Below are 19,118 nucleotides of genomic sequence, written 5' to 3'. Positions count from 1 at the left end.
AAACTGCCCATAATACCGACTTTTTTGGTGAAAAATTAACCAAACTTCGCCAAATTCTCCCCGAAATATTTTCCGAAAATACCCTAGACCTAGAAAAACTCAAAACCCTACTGGGCGACCACCCTGCCCAAAACGAACGCTACGGCTTAAATTGGGCGGGAAAATCAACCGCCTATCAAGCCCTACAACGCCCCACCAGTAACACATTAGTCCCTTGCCCTGCCGAGAGTGTGGATTTTGATACCACACAAAACATTTTTATTGAAAGTGATAATTTAGAAGCCCTAAAAATATTACAAAAATCCTATGCAGGCAAAATCAAAATGATATACATTGACCCGCCTTATAATACGGGCAATGACTTTATTTATCACGATGATTTTAGCCAAAGCAAAAAAGAGTATGAAATTGCCACAGGCGATAGAAATATCAATGGCGAATTGTTAAAATCCTTTAAAAAGAATAGCAAAGACAATGGGCATTATCATTCTAATTGGCTGAATATGATGTTGCCCCGTTTGCATTTGGCTCATACTTTACTTTCTGATGATGGCGTGATTTTTATTAGTATTGATGATAATGAACAGGCTCAATTAAAATTATTATGTGATGAGATTTTTGGTGGGGAGAATTTTATTAGTAATATTATTTGGGAGAAAAAATTTAGTCCGCAAAATGATGCTAAATATTTTTCCGAAAATCACGACCATATCTTATGTTATGCAAAAAATGCAGAATTTTTAAATATTGCATTATTGCCAAGAACAGATGAGTTAAATTCAAGGTATAAAAATATTGATAATGATACAAGGGGTGCTTGGACTTCTGGTGATTTATTAAGAAAAGATGTTCAGTCAAGCGGTATTTATACAATTACCACACCAAACGGTACTAAACATAATCCGCCAAGTGGCAGAAGTTGGCGAGTTTCGGAAAGCAAATTCTTAGAAATGGTTGCCGATAATCGTATTTGGTTTGGAGAAAATGGCGGAAATGTTCCAAGAATTAAAAGATTTTTAAGCGAAGTTCAAGACGGATTAAAAGCAACTTCTATCTGGAAATATAATGATGTTGGACATAACCAAGAAGCGAGCCAAGAATTAAGAAAATTATTTAATGGAGAAAGTTATTTTGATACACCAAAACCTGTAAAATTAATTAAAAATATTCTATTTTTAACAACCAAAAAGGACGATATAACCCTAGACTTTTTCGCAGGTTCGGCAACCACCGCCCACGCTGTCATGCAATTAAACTCAGAAGATAACGGTAATCGTCAATTTATTATGGTGCAACTGCCAGAATTAACCGATGAAAAAAGCGAAGCCTATAAAGCTGGATTTAAAACCATTAGCGATATCTCCAAAGAACGCATTCGCCGTGCAGGGGCAAAAATCAAAGCCGAAAATCCTGATAAAGCCCTTGATATAGGATTTAAGGTATTTAAACTAAGTGATAGTAATTTTAAAGCGTGGCAAATTGACGATGATGATATTGCCAAGCAATTAGAAATGTATATTGATCTCCTAAAAGATAATGCCAATGAGATGGATATTGTCTATGAATTGCTATTAAAGATGGGATTAAAATTAACGGCAGATATTCACTTTGAAAAGGGTGTTTATTGGCTAACTTGTGAAAATAAATCGTACGCCATTGTGCTAAATTCATTATCCCAAGATAAGTTTAATGCCATTATTGATAAAAAACCTGCCAAAACCGTTGTATTGGACAAAGCATTTTTAAATGACAGTGAAAAATCCAATGTGATTTTGCAATTTAAAGATGCTGGACTAAATTTTGAAAGTATTTAATCAGGGGAAATAAGAATGCAGCTCAAATACGAACATCTGGATTATCAAAAACAGGCGATTGATAGTATCGTGGATTTATTTCAAGGCGAAATCACGCATCATCAAGATGATTTTAGCTTATCGGATAAAGACAATGTGCGTGTGATTGCCAATGAATTATCATTATCCAAAGATGATATTTTTAATAATTTAAAAAATATCCAAACACAAAATCAGCTTTCTTTGTCTGATAAGTTGGATAATTTGTATTTTAGCGTAGAAATGGAAACGGGTACGGGCAAAACTTTTGTTTATTTAAATACCATTTTTGAGCTTTATCAACGCTATGGCTGGCGAAAATTCATCATTGTTGTGCCAAGTGTTGCCATTCGTGAAGGTGTATTGCAAACTTTAAATAGCACAAAAGCCTATTTTAAAGATGAATTTAATTCGCCAATTTATCATTATGGCGAATATAGCGGTCAAAAAACCAATATGTTAAAACATTTTGCGACAAGCACACATATTGAAATTTTAGTGATGAATATTCAATCTTTTGAAAAAGAAAGCAACATCATCAATCAACAGCGAGAAAATGGCGTGTTAATGGAGTTAATCCAAGCAACAAACCCAATCATTATTATTGATGAACCACAAAATATCAGCAGTGATAAACGCAAAAATGCCATTGAAAATTTAAATCCATTATTTGCGGTTGGGTATTCGGCAACGCATAAAGAAATTATCAATAAAGTGTATAGCCTAAATCCTGTACAAGCATTTGAAAAGAATTTGGTAAAACAAATTGTCGTCAATTCTGTGGTGTCGCAGGATAAAAATAATGCTTTTATTGAATTAAAAGAAGTCATCAATAAAGGCGGATTAAAAGCAAAAATACTTATTGATGTTAATGAAAATAAAGAATTGAAAAGAAAAGTTGTTACTGTAACAACCAATGACAAAAATCATGATTTATATAAACTATCTAAACAAAATCCCAACTATCAAGGATTTATGGTTACAGGCATTGATTTAGAAAACAAAATAGTTAGATTTTCTAATGGTATAGAAATTGCCTGTGGCGTAAATTTGGATTATCTTAAAGATGATATGATGAAACAGCAAATTCATGCCACGATTAAAACACATCTGCAGCGTGAAAAGCAGTTAAATCCATTAGGCATTAAAGTATTGTCGCTATTTTTTATTGATAAAGTGGAAAATTATCGCACCAATGCACAAGGTGAAATTGGTAAGTTTTATGAGTGGTTTGAAGAATTGTATGAATTAGAAACCAAACAATCAGCAAGTGGCGTACATAATGGCTATTTTAGCCAAGACAAAAAAGGCAATGCCAAAAATAGTAACGGCACAACCAAAGATGATAACAATGCTTATGAATTGATTATGAGGGATAAAGAGCGGTTATTGTCGCTTGATGAGCCTGTGCGATTTATTTTTAGCCATTCGGCATTAAAAGAAGGTTGGGATAATCCCAATGTTTTTCAGATTTGTACTTTAAATGAAACAACTTCACAAATCAAAAAACGCCAAGAAATTGGGCGTGGACTTCGTTTGCCTGTGAATCAAAAAGGCGAACGAATTTATGATGAACAGGTTAATATTTTGACCGTGATTCCCAATGAAAGCTATGAGCAATTTGCCAGCAGTTTACAGCAGGAATATATTGATGATTGTGGTATTAAATTTGAAAAATCTAATATCAAAGACGCTAAAAATGAACGCACGGTAACTTATCGTTTTGATGCGTTTACCGACCCACTATTTTTACAAATTTGGGAGCGTATTCGCCAAAAAACCAAATATCGTGTTGCATTTGATAGTGATGAATTGATTAAACTGGCAGGCCAAGCATTAAATAAAATGCCAGTCATTACCAAACCAAAAATTGAAATCAAAAAAGCAAGACTCATTCAAAATAGTGAAACGGGCGTACAGGCAGAAGAAATTTATTCTGATTATCAGTATTTGGACAAAAAAATTGCCATACCTGATATCTTAAAGACATTGCAAAATAAGACGGGATTAACTCGTCAAACTTTGGTTGAGATTTTAAAACAATCTGGGCGGATTGATGAAGTAAAAAATAACCCACAACGCTTTATTGAAATTGTGGCAGAAATCATCAATAATGAACTGTATGATTTGATGAAAAACGGCATTTATTATCAAAAATTAGATGAAGTTTATGAACAAAATCTGTTTGAGACTTATAAAATTTATGCCAATCAATACACTTTTTATATCAATAAAATGGAAAAAACCATTTATAATGGCGTGTTGGATTTGGATTCAAAAACTGAACATCAATTTGCAACCGATTGTGAGAATTATGATGAGCAAGTGGCATTTTACTTTAAATTACCCAAAAAATTTAAAATCCCAACACCAATCGGTAATTATAATCCTGATTGGGCGGTTGTCATCAATAAAAATGGCGAGCAGGTTTATTTTATTGCTGAGACCAAAAATACAGGCGATAAATCCATTCAAGATGGGGTGGTGGTTGATAAACTGAAGTGGGAAGAGCGGTTTAAGATTGCTTGTGCCAAGCGGTTTTTTGAAATAAATGATGAAGTGGGCTATCAGGTGGTGCAAAAAATCAATGAATTAACCGAAAATAATAAGGTGTATTAAATGATGCAAATATGCTAAAATAAAGCATTTTTTACTTTATAGGATGTAGCCATGCCAACTTTTGAACAACACCGCCAAGCCCTACTTTGCAATGATAGCCAGTCAATCGCCGATTATGAACGTGCGATGACGGACGCTGTCAAAGCGGTAACGGCATGGCTTAAAAACGACAAAATGTACACAGGCGGTAGCATTAAAGAGCTTCGTTCGCAAATCAGCTTTAATCCGCAAAAAGAAGGTTTGGGCGTACAAAAATCGCTTGACCGCCTTGTGGAGCTGTTTTTAAACAAAAGTCTAAAAGTTCATCACCCCCATTCGCTCGCTCATTTGCATTGTCCTACCATGGTAACTTCACAAATTGCCGAAGTGCTCATCAACGCCACCAACCAATCAATGGACTCATGGGATCAGTCGCCTGCAGGCTCGCTCATGGAAGTTCAGCTCATTGACTGGTTACGCCAAAAGGTCGGCTATGGGGCAGGGCAGGCAGGCGTGTTCACATCAGGCGGTACACAGTCTAATCTTATGGGCGTGCTACTGGCTCGTGATTGGGCGATTAGCAAAAATTATCAAGACGATAACGGCAAAGCGTGGTCGGTACAGCGTGATGGCATTCCGCCTGATGCGATGAAAAAAGTCAAAGTGCTATGCTCAGAAAATGCTCATTTCTCCGTACAAAAAAACATGGCGATGATGGGCATGGGCTTTGCCTCAGTCGTTACCGTGCCTGTCAATGACAATGCCCAAATGGATACCAACGCCCTAGCCGACATCATGGCGGACTTGCACGCCAAAGGCAACATCGTGGCGTGTGTGGTGGCAACGGCAGGGACGACTGACGCAGGGGCGATTGATGACATCAAGACAATCCGTGCCTTGTGCAACAAATTCGGAGCGTGGCTACACGTTGATGCGGCGTGGGGTGGGGCGTTATTGCTATCCAACGATTACCGCTCTATGCTAGACGGCATTGAGCTGACCGATTCGGTTACGCTTGATTTTCATAAGCACTATTTCCAAAGCATTTCTTGCGGTGCGTTCTTGTTAAAAGACGAGCAAAATTACCGCTTTATGCACTATGAAGCCGAGTATTTAAACTCAGCTTATGACGAAGAGCATGGCGTGCCAAACTTGGTGTCAAAGTCTTTGCAGACCACTCGCCGATTTGATGCGTTAAAATTATGGTTCACGGTGGAGGCGTTGGGCGAAGAGCTGTACGGTTCAATGATTGACCACGGGGTAAATTTGACAAAAGAAGTGGCGGATTATATCCGTAACACGGACGGCTTGGAGCTACTTGTTGAGCCACAATTTGCGTCTGTCTTGTTCCGTGTTGTGCCAACTGGCTATCCTGATGAGTTTATTGATAGCCTAAATCAAAATGTAGCGGACGAGCTGTTTGCCCGTGGGGAAGCCAACATCGGCGTAACCCGTGTGATTGATAGCCGTCAAAATGTGCAGTCGTTAAAGATGACCACACTAAGCCCAATCGCCACGCTTGAAAACGTGCAAGCCTTATTATCGCAAGTGCTGGCAGAAGCCGAGCGTATCAAAGATGATATTAAAAATGGTACTTATACTCCGCCGATTGATTGAGTTTGGTTGAATTAAACGATAAAAAACCGATTAAGTGAATTAATCGGTTTTTTGTTTGGAAATTAAAACAAGGTTTGTTTGCTTTTGCTTAACTGAAAACCGTGCCCTGATTTATTCACACATCTCATGCCTGTGGTTTGGCTAGTGCAAGTCCAACCGTTGCCGTTGATTGACGAACCATAAGGGATAATCTTTGTAATATCTTCTGCTTCGTTTTCAGGCTCAAATTCATGATTGGTGCATTGAAGTTTGCCTTTGCCAGTTTGGTTTAAGGTAAATTCCAATCCAACGCCTTCACTGCATTTTGCAGGTTTTTTGGCAACGTTTTGAATGTAGCAAGTAAGGGCGTTGCCAGAACTGGTAATATTATCACCGCCACAGACAATATTACCACTAGGTATGGCAAAAACCTTATTATGGGTGTTTGCGTAGTTAAATGATGACCAGCCAGCAAAAGCGGTTATTGCTAAAATAGACCGCCACTGAGCAAAGCAATCTGCATAAGTTTTTTCATAAAAACTCCTATTGATGGGAAAGAACGTGATTAATACTACGATATTCGTAGTAAAAAATCAAGTAAAATATACGAAATTCGTAACTTTTTAATCTAGGGTAAAAGTTATGAGTTTGCAACAGATATTTACACGGCGTTTTAAGGTGGCTCGCAAGGCTAAAAATCTTACCCAAGAGCAGTTAGGCATCGCCATTGGTTTGGATGAATTTGTGGCAAGCTCACGCATTAATCGCTATGAAAAGGGTGTGCATTTGCCTGATTTGACCACATTAAATAACATTGCCAAAGCCTTAGATGTACCGCCTGCTTACTTTTTTGCTGATGATGAGTTGGCACAGATGATTTTGGCATATAAAAAAGCCGATAACTAAGTCTAGATTATCGGCTTTTAGGCTATCAGCTTTTGGTGTGGAGTTGATTTATTTTACATTTTCATCCAACACTGTCTCTTCGGTAGATTTCCAGTTATAGGCACCGTAGAGAATCATTTGCATTTGGCGAGTGCAATGCAATAGCATGGCTTCTTTGGCTTGTTCTAGGTCGCTATCAACAGGCTTGGTTTCTTCATCATCTTCAAGCTCGGGGGCGTAGGTCAAGTCTAGCCAGTCGATAATCCATGAGAAACTTAAGTTTACCCCAATCTCGGCAAGCAGGTAACGGTCGCTGGCACTGACATGTTCAAAAGAGGGTTGTAGTGCTAGGTCTTCGCTCATGACTTTGGCAAAGGTTTTGATTTGTTCGCTGATGGCACGGCGAACCGCTTCTGAACCACCAAAACGCTCGGCAGCGATGAATTGCCAGTAGCGTGGCTGAGCGTCCACCGCTTTGAAAAATAGTTGCACGCTTTTGGCGATTTGGCGTTCAAAGGTGCGTTTTTTGCCAAACTGCATGTGCTCACGCAGGGTTGATAGAGCATCACCCAGTTCGTCTTCTACCAATGATTTGCCCAGCTCTTCCATGTCATCAAAATGACGATAAAAGGCGGTTGGCACCACGCCCACTTCACGGGTTACCTGACGTAGGCTGATAGAGCTAAACCCTTGCCCCATCATGCATAGGTCAAGCACGGCATTATAGAAAGCTTGACGGGTTTGGCGTTTTTTCTCTTCACGGGTTAGGGCTTTGGCTTCTTTGGTTTTGTCGGTCGTGGTCATAAGGCACCTTTCTTGGGTATTAATTGATAAATGATGGTAAAAGACAAATAAAAACGACCAAAATCCCAAGTTGCGTAGATTTTGGTGAATTATTGTTTATTATGTAGGGCGTGCCTGCCCTTTATAACACAATTCATATTTTAGAGCATTTATAGAAAGAAAACGATGTTTTTGCATGAAAAATGGCTAAATCTTGTTTTTCTTCGTCAAAAACTTGTCTGATAGAATGACTATCAGCCTGCGTTTTTTCCTTGAAAAACGTGCGATTTTTCTCATTTTTCATTGCAAATACAAAAGACAGGCACACCCTAGAAAAATTTCAAAAATTGCAAGGCTGTTGGTGTGAATGGATATTTAAATGAATATCAATCAAACCCAACAAACAATTTTTGATGTTGGCGTATATTATAACACATTTTTTTGATTAAAAAAGTGCATAAGTACACTAACGGCAACATCATGGCGACTGTCGGTGCGAAGTTGGGTCGTGGTGCGAGTAAGTTTGGCGATTTGTTCGCTAGGATTTGCCAGTATGTCCAGAGCATGACGGGCGATGTTGTCGGCATTTGCGTCATCTTGGATAAGCTCTGGCACGACAGCTTGCCCTGTTTGGTTATAGGCTAGGATGTTGGGCAGGGCAACATAGGGGATTTTAACCAATCGCTTGGCGATGGCGTAGGTTAGGGCATTGACCTTATACACCACGACCATCGGGCGGTGCAGTAGCAGAGCCTCTAAAGTTGCCGTACCTGACGCTAAGATGGTCAGCTCACAGGCGCTCATCACATTTTGAGACAGTGAGAGCGTGGTCGGCAGTCGCCCTGCTTGACCGTCTTTGGCGGTTTGGGGAAAGATGATGTGGCATTTGTCCAGTAGATGTACCGCTTGCTCTTTGATGAGTGTTTTGACCAAATGGGCGTGTTCGTGGCTGACCACAGGCAGGATAAAAGTGTGGTCGCCTGCCTTGTCCAGTCTATCCATTGCCCCAATGAGCAGGGGCAAAATGGCGTTAATCTCACTGGTGCGAGAGCCTGCCATCACGCAGATGGGGCGAGCGGGGCTGTGTCGTAGGCGAGCAAGTTCGGGGAATAGTGGGCTATAATCGTTCAAAAATTCATCATAAATCTCACGCCACGACCGCTCATCAGGGCGTATCTTGTCAAGCAAGGGATGTCCCACGCACACCGCAGGGTGTCCATGCTTGTCATAGACCGCCGTCTCAAAAGGGAATAGACACAGCACCAAATCGGTGGCAGATTTAATGCCCGTGATACGCCCTTCACGCCACGCCCACACGCTTGGACTGACGTATTGCACACAAAAAATGGGCTTGATGACTGATTTTTGTTTGAGACTCTTGGCAAGGCGTAAATTAAAATCAGGGGCGTCAATACCCACAAAAATATCAATGCCAATGGACAAAAACTCATCTAAAATCTCTTTTTTGGCAAGCAATAAATCCGGCAAATGCTTGACCACTTCACCAATACCCATGACCGATAGGCGAGTCATGTCAATGATTGAGTCAAGTCCTGCCTTGGTCATCAGCTCACCGCCCACGCCAATCCAGCGAATGCTCGGATAAATGGCGTTCATCTTTGCCATAAAATCCGCCCCCAACGCATCGCCCGACACTTCCCCTGCGACAATGCCAATGGTCAAGGGCTTGTCGGTAGGCAAGGCGGACAAATCAAAAGGGGGCATGGTGTGTGTCATGATGTCTCGTGGGTTTGTGAATGATTTTTAAAAATTAGCGTTCTAAATACTGGATTTTGCCTGCCACGCCGTCCCATTTTTCATGGTCGGGTAGGGCGTCTTTTTTCTCGGTGATGTTCGCCCATTCGGCAGAGAGTTCTTCGTTGATTTTGATGAATTCTTCTTGACCTGCTGGCACTTCATCTTCGGAGAAAATGGCATTGGCGGGGCATTCAGGTTCGCACAAAGCACAGTCAATGCACTCATCAGGATTGATGACCAAAAAGTTTGGGCCTTCATAAAAACAGTCCACAGGGCAGACTTCAACGCAGTCGGTGTATTTACAAAGAATGCAGTTATCAGTTACTACAAATGTCATGGCGATACCTTATTATTGGGATTGTAGATGTTGGATTGGCTTGACAAAATGACAAAATTTGTCTGGATTTTGAATAAGACATGAAAAACCATGCCCAAAAAACAGGGTATATTTTATCCTTTTTAACAAATTTTCTCAAACCAAAGCTGATGATTTATTATGCCAAAATAGAAAATCTTTGTTAAAAAACGGCAAAAAGTTGTAAACAGTAAAAGTGATTATTATTACAATGGGTAAAATAGGCGGTGTTGGTAAAAATGGGAATAATTGATGACTGTCAAGTTTTATTATAAATCTTCATCATAAAAAAGCAAGGCGAAAACCTTGCTTTATGTTTCAAATCAAGCTGTTGGGGTTGCTTTGGCTTGTTGAGTGCCTTTTTGTTGTGCTTCTTGGGCAATTTTGTGGCAACGCTCAATATGATCAAAGGCGATTCTTTTAAAAATCATATAACCAATCGTCCCCGCGACAATCTGACCGCCTAGGGGTACATATTTGGCGACTTGTTTGCCGATGATACGCCCGCCAAAGCCCTGTACAGTTTTATTGACGATACCACGTGTGGCGACCAGTCCGCCCACAGCAAGTACTTTTTCTTTGATGTTTTTCTCGCGGGCTTCGGCGGTGTCTTTGTCTTCTAGACCAAAACGCTCAGTGATTTGGGGTAGTAGCTTGGTGAGCATACCCACGTCTACCGCCACGTCCAAAAAAGGAATGGGAACGATGGCAACGCCTGCTGAGATTTTGGCACGAGATTTGGCAAGTTCTTTGCATTCACGTTCTATCTTGTCTAGGTCAAGTCCACTGACATCCTTGACAACCAATGTGTCTGTACTAAGTTCGCTAAAATTCATGATAAGCTCCAGAATGTAATAAAATAAAAAAGACTGATAATAAAACAAATCATACCACAGCCTGATGATTGTATTGTAATAAAGTTGCTAACAAAATGTATCAGTATGTAAATTTATATTCATGATTTGGGACAAGTTTTTGACTTTGGGCAAGTTTTGGCGAAACTGTGTTAAAAAACTGTGCTAAAATAACCACAAAGACAAATGCAAAAGAAAAAGAGAGTAAGTAATGAGTACGCAAAATCGCCAAGACGATGACAGTCCTTTTGATGGCTATCCATCGCCAAGCCTACCCAAGCCTGCCCAAGTGACAAGCACGCAAAAGTTTGCCAATGCCAATTTGTCGCACCTGACCAACACGAGTGTGCAGGATTTTGAGCGTGCCTTTGATAAAGTCGGACGGTTTACCCCTAAGCACCTGACACTTGTCCCACGTCATCAAGGCGATGTGCCTGATGAGCTAACCGCGATGTTTGGCGAGACGCTCGGGCGACTACTTGCGTCACGACAGATTGGCAGTATTGATGAGATGGACATGTCTGTGGCAAAGCTCCTGCCTGCGAGTGATTTATTGGGACTTGACGTGGGGGCGGATATCATCAGTCGTGCCATTGATGAGAATAAACGCATACTCATTGTGGGTGATTTTGACTGCGATGGGGCGACATCGACCACGCTCATGGTGCGGTGTTTGCGTGAGATGGGAGCGGACGTGCAGTTTTTGGTGCCGGACCGCTTTAAGTTTGGTTATGGACTAACCCCCCAAATCGTAGAACATGGGGCAGATGAATTTGACCCCAAACTCATCATCACGGTGGATAACGGCATATCAAGCCATGATGGGGTTGCCAAAGCGGACGAGCTGGGTATTGATGTCGTCATTACCGACCACCATTTGACCACCAGTAGCTCGCCCAAAGCAAGTGCGGTCATTAACCCCAATCAAGTCGGCTGTGAGTTCGGCAGTAAGTGCCTCGTGGGCGTGGGTGTGGCGTTCTATGTCATGGGACGTGTCGCCAAAATCCGCCGTGAGATGGGCAAATCCACCACACAAGTCGCCAAATATCTTGACCTTGTGGCATTAGGGACGATAGCGGACGTGGGTCATCTTGACCAAAATAACCGTATTTTGGTAACACATGGACTTAACGCCATTCGGGAAGGGCGGTGCTGTGTGGGGATTTTGGCACTCTTGGAGCAGGCGGGGCGAGACGTGCGTAAGATTACAGCAGATGATTTTGGTTTTGCCATTGCCCCACGCATTAACGCCGCAGGGCGTATGGATAATATGCGAACAGGGGTGGAGTGCCTACTGACTGATGATTTTGGCGAAGCACACCGTTTGGCGATAGAGCTGAACCGTCTTAATCACTCACGCCGTGCCATAGAAACGCAAATGCGTGATGAAGCCAGCAGTATCATTGACGAGCTACACTTGTCCGATGAATCCGATGATAAGCCCAAATGTGTTGCCAAAGCCATTTGTCTATATCAAGACAACTGGCACCAAGGCGTGATTGGTATCGTGGCAGGGCGTATCAAAGAACAGTTGTACCGTCCGACCATTGTCTTTGCCCCTGCCGATGCTGACAAGGTGGGTGATGACGACCTGATCAAAGGCTCGGGGCGGTCTATCGCAGGCGTGCATATCCGTGATGCCATTGAGACGGTGGCGATGGCAAATCCTGAGTTGATTTTGCACTTTGGCGGTCATGCGATGGCGGCAGGCTTGACCATTCATAAGCGAGATTTTGAGCGGTTTAAGGCAGAATTTTTGAAAGTGGTGGACGGCTTTGATGATGAGCTATTTAGTGAATTAAAGTATACCGATGGCGTGCTGACCCCGCCTGATTTTAGCTTAGCCTTTGTCCATGCCCTAAAAAATGTCAGCGTGTGGGGTAATGGCTTTTTGCCCCCTGCCTTTGATGGGGTCTTTGAAGTGGTTAATTTTCGCATTTTAAAAGATAGGCATTTAAAACTGACGTTGCGAGCCGATGGCGTGCAGTATCCGATAGATGCCATTTGGTTTAATTATGACGTGGACGAATGGGATTATCGGGCAAGTGCGGTGCATATTTTGTTTACCTTAGACATTAACGAATGGCAGGGCAATCAGAGTTTGCAACTGATTATCAAGGATTTGGCGGTGTGTGCGATTGATTAGATGGCATAAGATGAGACAAAAGCCGATGTTGATTATCGGTTTTTGTTTTATTTGCCCTTAGCGTCCGCCCAGATGATTTTGTGCAGTTGTAATTGAAAACGCACAGGCAAGCCGTCCGCCAAAATCCACTCGGCAAGCTCTACCGCCAAATTTGGCACGTCCGATTTACGCTCGTCTATGTTAAACATGGGCGAAAACCACACCACACCACATTTTTTGTCAAGTTCGTATTTTTGCAAAACGTCTTTTGCCCAATCATAATCGGCACGGTCGGCGATGACGATTTTGATTTGGTCGTTGTCGGTGAGATAATTCAGATTTTCCCACAGATTTTTACCCACTTCGCCCGATGATGGGCTTTTCAAATCCATAACCTTTGACACCGCCACGGGTACGTCTTTGACCGACAACGCCCCTGCCGTTTCTAATGAAATTTCATAGCCGTTATCAAGGAGTAATTTCATCAAGGCAATGGCGTTGGGCTGGGCAAGTGGCTCGCCCCCTGTTAGGCAAATGCGTTTGCAAGGATACTGTTTGATGTGTTCCAAAATCGTATCAAGCCCCCAACGCTCGCCCCCTGTAAAGGAATAAGTCGTGTCGCAATAGACGCAGCGGAGCGGACAACCTGTCAGACGAATAAAAATGGTCGGCAAACCCATTGCCAAGGCTTCGCCCTGCAAGGAGTAAAAAATCTCCGTCAAACGCAAGCCTGCGGACGGGTCGGTGGTGGGAATAAAGGTGTTGCGTAAAGGGGTGGGGTTTGGCATGGTGTGTATAATTTGCAAAAATCGCTTATTTTAACAAATTTTGTGGGATTTTGGGGATTTTATTGTGTTAAAAATAAGCCAATTTATCGGCATTTGGCAAATGGGTGGGGATATTTTCATCTAGCCAAGCAAGCAGTTCGGTTTCGTTTTTGCCTTGTGGTAGAGTCAATCCATTTTGCAACGCCTGCTCTTTAGTTTCGTAGTCGTCAATGGCGTGCTTCATGCGTGCCATGTCAAAAAGCGGCTCTTGAATAATCAGGCTGTCATGCGATTTGGTTAGGCGAATGTCTTCATCAAAAGTAAGGTAGCTACCCATGCTTGTACGGCAGGGGGTAGGCTTGATAATTCTATAGTCATTGGGTTTTCCTGTTTTTAAATTATCGTGTATATGTTACTATAAAAGGTTTGTTGGTTTTTTCGCCATTAACTTGTCACAAAATAGTCCCCAAAAGCTAAGTGCCTTTGGGGACTGGTATGTGCTATGGTGCTTTATCAAATCAGATTAAGCAAGTTGTGCCACGCTGATTTTGTCTGATTTTTCGGTGTACTCAGCCATTTGGTCGAAGTTTAGGTAATTATAAACTTCAGCTTCCATGGATTCAAGTTTGCCTGCATACGCCATGTACTCTTCAACGGTTGGCAGTTTACCAAGTACCGATGCTACTGATGCAAGCTCGGCAGACGCTAGGTACACGTTGGCTCCTTGACCCAGACGGTTCGGGAAGTTACGAGTAGATGTCGAGACGGCAGTACAGTTTGGTGCGATACGAGCTTGGTTACCCATGCATAGCGAGCAACCTGGCATTTCGGTTCTGGCACCTGCTTGGGCGTAGGTGTTGTAATAACCTTCGTCCATCAGCTGGCGTTCGTCCATTTTGGTCGGTGGTGCAATCCACAAACGAGTGGTTAGGCTACCTGCTGGCACTTCTTGCAATAGTTTGCCTGCGGCACGGAAATGTCCGATGTTGGTCATGCACGAACCGATAAACACTTCATCAATCTTATCGCCAGCGACTTCTGATAGCAATTTGGCATCATCAGGGTCGTTTGGACAGCATAGGATTGGCTCTTTGATGTCGGCAAGGTCAATTTCATACACTTTGGTGTATTCGGCATCAGCATCGGCTTTTAGCAGGCTTGGGTTGTCTAGCCATTTTTGCATGTTCTCAGCACGGCGAGCCAATGTACGAGCATCGCCATAGCCCTCGGCAATCATCCATTTTAGCATGACGATGTTTGAGCGTAGGTACTCGGCAACTTTTTCTTCTGATACGGTAATCGCACAACCTGCTGCACTGCGTTCAGCAGACGCATCAGACAATTCAAACGCTTGCTCAACGGTCAAGTCATTTTCCATTTCGGTCAAGTCAATCTCTAGGATACGACCAGAGAAAATGTTTTTCTTACCCTTTTTCTCAACGGTCAAATCGCCTTCTTGAATGGCATAGTAAGGAATGGCGTGTACCAAATCACGCAAAGTAATGCCAGGTTGCATTTTGCCTTTAAATTTAACCAAAACAGACTCAGGCATATCCAGTGGCATGACACCAGTTGCGGCAGCAAACGCCACCAAACCCGAACCTGCTGGGAATGAGATACCGATTGGGAAACGAGTGTGCGAGTCGCCACCCGTACCCACAGTATCAGGCAGTAGCATACGGTTTAGCCATGAGTGAATCACGCCGTCCCCTGGACGTAGAGATACACCGCCACGGTTCATGATAAAGTCAGGCAAGGTGTGGTGTGTAACAACGTCAATCGGCTTAGGATAAGCAGCAGTGTGGCAGAACGACTGCATGACAAGGTCGGAGCTAAAGCCTAGGCACGCCAAGTCTTTTAGCTCATCACGAGTCATCGGGCCTGTGGTGTCTTGTGAACCCACGGTAGTCATCTTAGGTTCGCAGTAGGTACCTGGGCGAATGCCTTGACCTTCTGGCAGACCACACGCACGACCGACCATTTTTTGAGCTAGCGTGAAGCCCTTACCTGTGTCGGCAGGTTGTTCTGGGGTACGGAACAAGGTGGACGGTTCAAGACCTAGCGACTCACGAGCCTTACCTGTCAAGTTACGACCGATGATAAGGTTGATACGACCACCAGCACGTACTTCGTCTAGTAGCACAGGGGTTTTTAGTTTGGATTCGGCAATTTGATTGCCGTCTTTGAATGCAGTAACGGTTGCGGTGGCGTGGTCAATTTTTAGAGTAACTTCATCGCCCATATTCATGTCAGAAACGTCAATCTCAACAGGCAACGCCCCAGCATCTTCCATGGTGTTAAAGAAAATCGGAGCGATTTTACCACCTAGGCACACACCGCCATCACGCTTGTTTGGAATGTGTGGAATGTCATCGCCAAAGAACCAAAGTACAGAGTTGGTTGCTGATTTACGGCTAGAACCTGTACCCACAACATCGCCCACATAGGCAACAGGATTGCCCTTAGCAATCAATTCTTTGATTTGGCTTAGTGGACCAACTTCGCCATTTTTTTCTGGGGTAATGCCGTCTCTGGCATTTTTTAGCATGGCGTTGGCGTGTAGTGGGATGTCAGGACGGCTCCACGCATCTTGGGCGGGAGATAGGTCGTCTGTGTTGGTCTCGCCAGTTACTTTAAAGACAGTAATGGTCATCTCGCTTGGCACGTCAGGACGGCTTGTAAACCACTCCGCTTCTGCCCATGATTCTAGTACCGCTTTGGCGTTGGCATTACCTGCTTTGGCTTTTTCTTCTACGTCATGGAACGCATCAAATACCAACAGGGTCTTTTTCAAGGCTTCTGCCGCCAATCCACCAAGCTCGGCATCATCAAGTAGCTCAACGAGTGGTGCTACGTTATAACCACCAAGCATCGTGCCTAATAGATACACCGCACGCTCTTTGGTAACCAGTGGAGAAGTCGCTTCACCTTTAACAATGGCGTTTAAAAAGGCGGCTTTTACATAGGCAGCTTGGTCAACCCCTGCTGGCACACGGTTTTCAAGCAAATCCACCAAGTAGTCTTCTTCGCCCGCTGGTGGGTTTTTTAAGAGCTCTACCAAATCGGCAGTTTGGGCATCGGTCAATGGCTGTGGGGGTACGCCTAAGGCTTCACGCTCGGCGACGTGGGCTCTGTATTCGGTTAGCATTTGCGACATAGCAATTCTCCATGATAGTAGGTCATAAGTGCTTGACAATGATTTTCATTATTACAATAATTATCAAGTGCCTAGACGTTGATTTAAAAGGCGTTTGCGCCTAAATTTCTCCCCTTTATCATACCCTAAAATCCACCCAAATTCAAAAAATTCTCTGCCATAGCCAATATTTATTTAAAAAATACCACCCATTTGTCAAGGTTTGGCATTGGGTATGATTTGGGCTTAGGCGACACGTGGAGCATTGGGTTATTGGCGTATTTTGATATTCCTAAACGTCAGATTCACCCGACTGCCCTGCGCTCGCTTTTGCTTGGGTATGCCGTGTTGCCAATGGTGCTGAATCTGCCCTGCCATAACAAGCAGACTGCCATGATATAAAGGCAATTCTAATTTTACCGCATGATTGTCTTTAAGCCTTAATAAAAATCGTCTGGTCTGCCCAAAACTTACCGACGCTATCAAAGGATTTGCCCCAAGCTCCGACTCATCATCGCTATGCCAGCTGATATAATCATCGCCAGTACGATAATGATTTAACAGCACGCTATTAAATCGCCTTTTGCAAACATCAAATAACACCTGATTGATGGTAAGTAGCTCATCCGTCCAAGCATTTGGCATAAGGCTAATGCCCGAATATGCATAAGGGCAATCCTTATCGCCATACCATGCCGACAGGCGGGGAATTGGGTGCGTTTTACCATACATATAAATGGTGTCTTGTTGCCAGTTGATATTGCCATCTGCCAATAAATAAGCCAAATGGTCATCACAGAATTTTTTATCAAAATAACATGGCGAATAATACAATCTGCCAAATGGCACCACAATAACCACGCCCTTACCGTCATCGTGCAGATAAGCGGTAAAGTCGGTATTCATAAAGTTACCGTTTTTGATTAATTGGTCTATGGGTAATTGATTTGGCGGTTGATTGTCAAAAATATCATTAAATAAATCCATGAACTTACCTTTTTATTTTAATTTTAAATAATTAGAATTCATTAAACCTTGATAACACCATTTACAATTTGCAAGTATTTTAAAATAACCATAATTCTAAAATAACCAAGTTTGACAAATGGTTATTTTATTTTTAAAAACAGCTTTAACTCACCCAAATTTTTACACCCATTTTAACAAATCAATCCATCATTGCCAATCCACGCTCATACCATACCCAGACCGCCTTTAAAAATGACAAAACCCTATCAACGACAAGGGTTTATGGCGACAACCCTACCCCCACGCCTTGATTTTTGTCATCGCTTTTTACCTTGAAATAAGGTAAAATATCCCAATTTATTTTCATATTTTTATAAAAATAGGCAAGCCATGACCGTCCAAACTTACACCCCAAGCCCAAAACCTGCCCCAAAAAAAGCCGTTCAAGGCGAAAAACTGCGTGGCTATGACAAAGTCGCTCGCATTCCCATTAAGGTCATTCCCACCGTTGAAGCCCCCAAAAAGCCCGACTGGATTCGTGTCAAATTATCCAGCCCTGCCGAAGTGGAGCGTATCAAAGGCACGCTACGCAAACAAAAACTCTACACCGTCTGCGAAGAAGCCGCCTGCCCCAACCTACCCCAATGTTTTGGAGACGGGACAGCGACCTTTATGATTATGGGCGACATTTGTACACGCCGTTGCCCGTTTTGTGAAGTCGCTCATGGCAGACCCAACCCCCTAGACGTGGACGAGCCACGCCACACCGCCGAGACAATACTTGGGCTTGGGCTAAAATATGCCGTCATCACAAGCGTGGACAGAGACGACCTAAAAGACGGCGGAGCGGGGCATTTTGTGGAAGTTATCCAAGAATCCAAAGCCCTAAGCCCCAACTGTTTGATTGAAATTCTTGTGCCTGATTTTCGTGGACGTGAAAAAATCGCCATTGACCTACTTGCCGAGACCGCCCCCGATGTCTTTAACCACAACATTGAGACCGTGCCACGCCTATACAAGGCATTTCGCCCCGGCTCGGACTATCAGCACTCACTAAACTTACTAAAAGAATACAAAGCACGCCGTCCCGATGTCGCCACCAAATGCGGATTTATGGTGGGGCTTGGCGAGACCGAAGAAGAAGTCTATGCCCTGCTTGACGACCTAAAAGCTCATGACGTGGACATCATCACCATCGGGCAATACCTAGCCCCAAGCAAAAACCACGCTCCTGTGGACAGATACGTCCACCCCGATGAGTTTGCCCGTTATACCGAATACGGCAAAAAATTGGGCTTTTTTAACATCTGGGCAAATCCTATGGTGCGTTCAAGCTACTTTGCCGACCGCCAATACTATGGCGAAGACTGCCCACCGCCTGTGCGTAGCTCAAAAGCCCTAGCCGAAGAGAAATTGGCAAAGGCAGAGCGTGGTGAGACGAGTGGATGTTTTTGATTAAA

At 43.0% G+C, this 19,118-nt stretch carries 16 protein-coding genes; 6 read left to right on the top strand and 10 right to left on the bottom strand.

Annotated elements, in window-relative coordinates:
- Window positions 1–230 precede the first annotated feature (230 nt).
- From IM753_RS10770 to IM753_RS10760, 3 genes are read left to right on the top strand one after another with little or no spacing between them, the layout of a single operon-like run.
- Complete coding sequence (locus IM753_RS10770; protein WP_065256817.1) at window positions 231–1,814, top strand: site-specific DNA-methyltransferase; 1,584 nt, start codon at window positions 231–233, stop codon at window positions 1,812–1,814.
- Between the two features lie 15 nt (window positions 1,815–1,829).
- On the top strand, window positions 1,830–4,451 hold the full coding sequence (locus IM753_RS10765) for a DEAD/DEAH box helicase family protein (RefSeq protein ID WP_194109267.1): 2,622 nt from the start codon (window positions 1,830–1,832) through the stop codon (window positions 4,449–4,451).
- 51 nt (window positions 4,452–4,502) lie between these two features.
- The gene (locus IM753_RS10760; protein WP_194109266.1) at window positions 4,503–6,047 is read left to right on the top strand and encodes an aspartate aminotransferase family protein; all 1,545 of its coding nucleotides are present in this window, start codon (window positions 4,503–4,505) and stop codon (window positions 6,045–6,047) included.
- A gap of 62 nt (window positions 6,048–6,109) precedes the next feature.
- Here the strand turns inward: IM753_RS10760 and IM753_RS13480 are convergent, their stop codons facing one another.
- Window positions 6,110–6,511 carry a DUF6636 domain-containing protein gene (locus IM753_RS13480; protein ID WP_346818241.1) on the bottom strand — a complete coding sequence of 134 codons (402 nt, stop codon included), beginning with the start codon at window positions 6,509–6,511 and terminating at the stop codon, window positions 6,110–6,112.
- Between the two features lie 157 nt (window positions 6,512–6,668).
- Between IM753_RS13480 and IM753_RS10750 the strand changes: the two genes are divergently transcribed.
- On the top strand, window positions 6,669–6,932 hold the full coding sequence (locus IM753_RS10750) for a helix-turn-helix domain-containing protein (protein WP_062500137.1): 264 nt from the start codon (window positions 6,669–6,671) through the stop codon (window positions 6,930–6,932).
- Between the two features lie 48 nt (window positions 6,933–6,980).
- Here the strand turns inward: IM753_RS10750 and IM753_RS10745 are convergent, their stop codons facing one another.
- From IM753_RS10745 to IM753_RS10725, 5 genes are all read right to left on the bottom strand, one after another.
- On the bottom strand, window positions 6,981–7,715 hold the full coding sequence (locus IM753_RS10745) for a TetR family transcriptional regulator (protein WP_062500138.1): 735 nt from the start codon (window positions 7,713–7,715) through the stop codon (window positions 6,981–6,983).
- Between the two features lie 133 nt (window positions 7,716–7,848).
- Complete coding sequence (locus IM753_RS10740) at window positions 7,849–7,998, bottom strand: hypothetical protein (RefSeq protein WP_194109265.1); 150 nt, start codon at window positions 7,996–7,998, stop codon at window positions 7,849–7,851.
- A gap of 122 nt (window positions 7,999–8,120) precedes the next feature.
- Window positions 8,121–9,395, bottom strand: a complete 1,275-nt coding sequence (locus IM753_RS10735; protein ID WP_370582846.1) for a lipid-A-disaccharide synthase — start codon at window positions 9,393–9,395, stop codon at window positions 8,121–8,123.
- Window positions 9,396–9,465: 70 nt separating this feature from the next.
- Window positions 9,466–9,789: a ferredoxin FdxA gene (fdxA, locus tag IM753_RS10730; protein WP_079324764.1), complete on the bottom strand. Its 324-nt coding sequence runs from the start codon at window positions 9,787–9,789 to the stop codon at window positions 9,466–9,468.
- Between the two features lie 341 nt (window positions 9,790–10,130).
- A complete protein-coding gene (locus IM753_RS10725; RefSeq protein ID WP_194109264.1) occupies window positions 10,131–10,643 on the bottom strand; it encodes a hypothetical protein in 513 nt (170 codons plus the stop codon).
- 469 nt (window positions 10,644–11,112) lie between these two features.
- On the opposite strand from IM753_RS10725, the gene recJ reads away from it, so the two are divergent.
- The gene (gene recJ / locus IM753_RS10720; RefSeq protein WP_194109269.1) at window positions 11,113–12,807 is read left to right on the top strand and encodes a single-stranded-DNA-specific exonuclease RecJ; all 1,695 of its coding nucleotides are present in this window, start codon (window positions 11,113–11,115) and stop codon (window positions 12,805–12,807) included.
- A gap of 47 nt (window positions 12,808–12,854) precedes the next feature.
- On the opposite strand, the gene queE is transcribed toward recJ, so the two are convergent.
- The 4 genes from queE to IM753_RS10700 form a co-directional block, all read right to left on the bottom strand.
- Window positions 12,855–13,574: a 7-carboxy-7-deazaguanine synthase QueE gene (gene queE / locus IM753_RS10715; protein ID WP_194109263.1), complete on the bottom strand. Its 720-nt coding sequence runs from the start codon at window positions 13,572–13,574 to the stop codon at window positions 12,855–12,857.
- A 67-nt stretch (window positions 13,575–13,641) separates the two neighbouring features.
- Window positions 13,642–13,890, bottom strand: a complete 249-nt coding sequence (locus IM753_RS10710; protein ID WP_065256824.1) for a hypothetical protein — start codon at window positions 13,888–13,890, stop codon at window positions 13,642–13,644.
- Between the two features lie 186 nt (window positions 13,891–14,076).
- Window positions 14,077–16,701, bottom strand: coding sequence for a bifunctional aconitate hydratase 2/2-methylisocitrate dehydratase (locus IM753_RS10705; RefSeq protein ID WP_194109268.1), 2,625 nt, complete (start codon window positions 16,699–16,701; stop codon window positions 14,077–14,079).
- Window positions 16,702–16,959: 258 nt separating this feature from the next.
- Window positions 16,960–17,676, bottom strand: coding sequence for an alpha-ketoglutarate-dependent dioxygenase AlkB (locus tag IM753_RS10700; protein WP_065256825.1), 717 nt, complete (start codon window positions 17,674–17,676; stop codon window positions 16,960–16,962).
- Between the two features lie 372 nt (window positions 17,677–18,048).
- Between IM753_RS10700 and lipA the strand changes: the two genes are divergently transcribed.
- Entirely contained in the window at window positions 18,049–19,113 is a 1,065-nt protein-coding gene (gene lipA, locus IM753_RS10695) for a lipoyl synthase (protein WP_065256826.1), read from the top strand.
- The last annotated feature ends 5 nt before the right edge of the window (window positions 19,114–19,118 follow it).

The sequence above is a fragment of the Moraxella sp. K127 genome (genome assembly GCF_015223095.1).
GTDB lineage: Bacteria > Pseudomonadota > Gammaproteobacteria > Pseudomonadales > Moraxellaceae > Moraxella.
The sequence above is the reverse complement of the archived record's forward strand: the minus strand, read 5'-3'. Positions and strand labels throughout refer to the sequence as shown.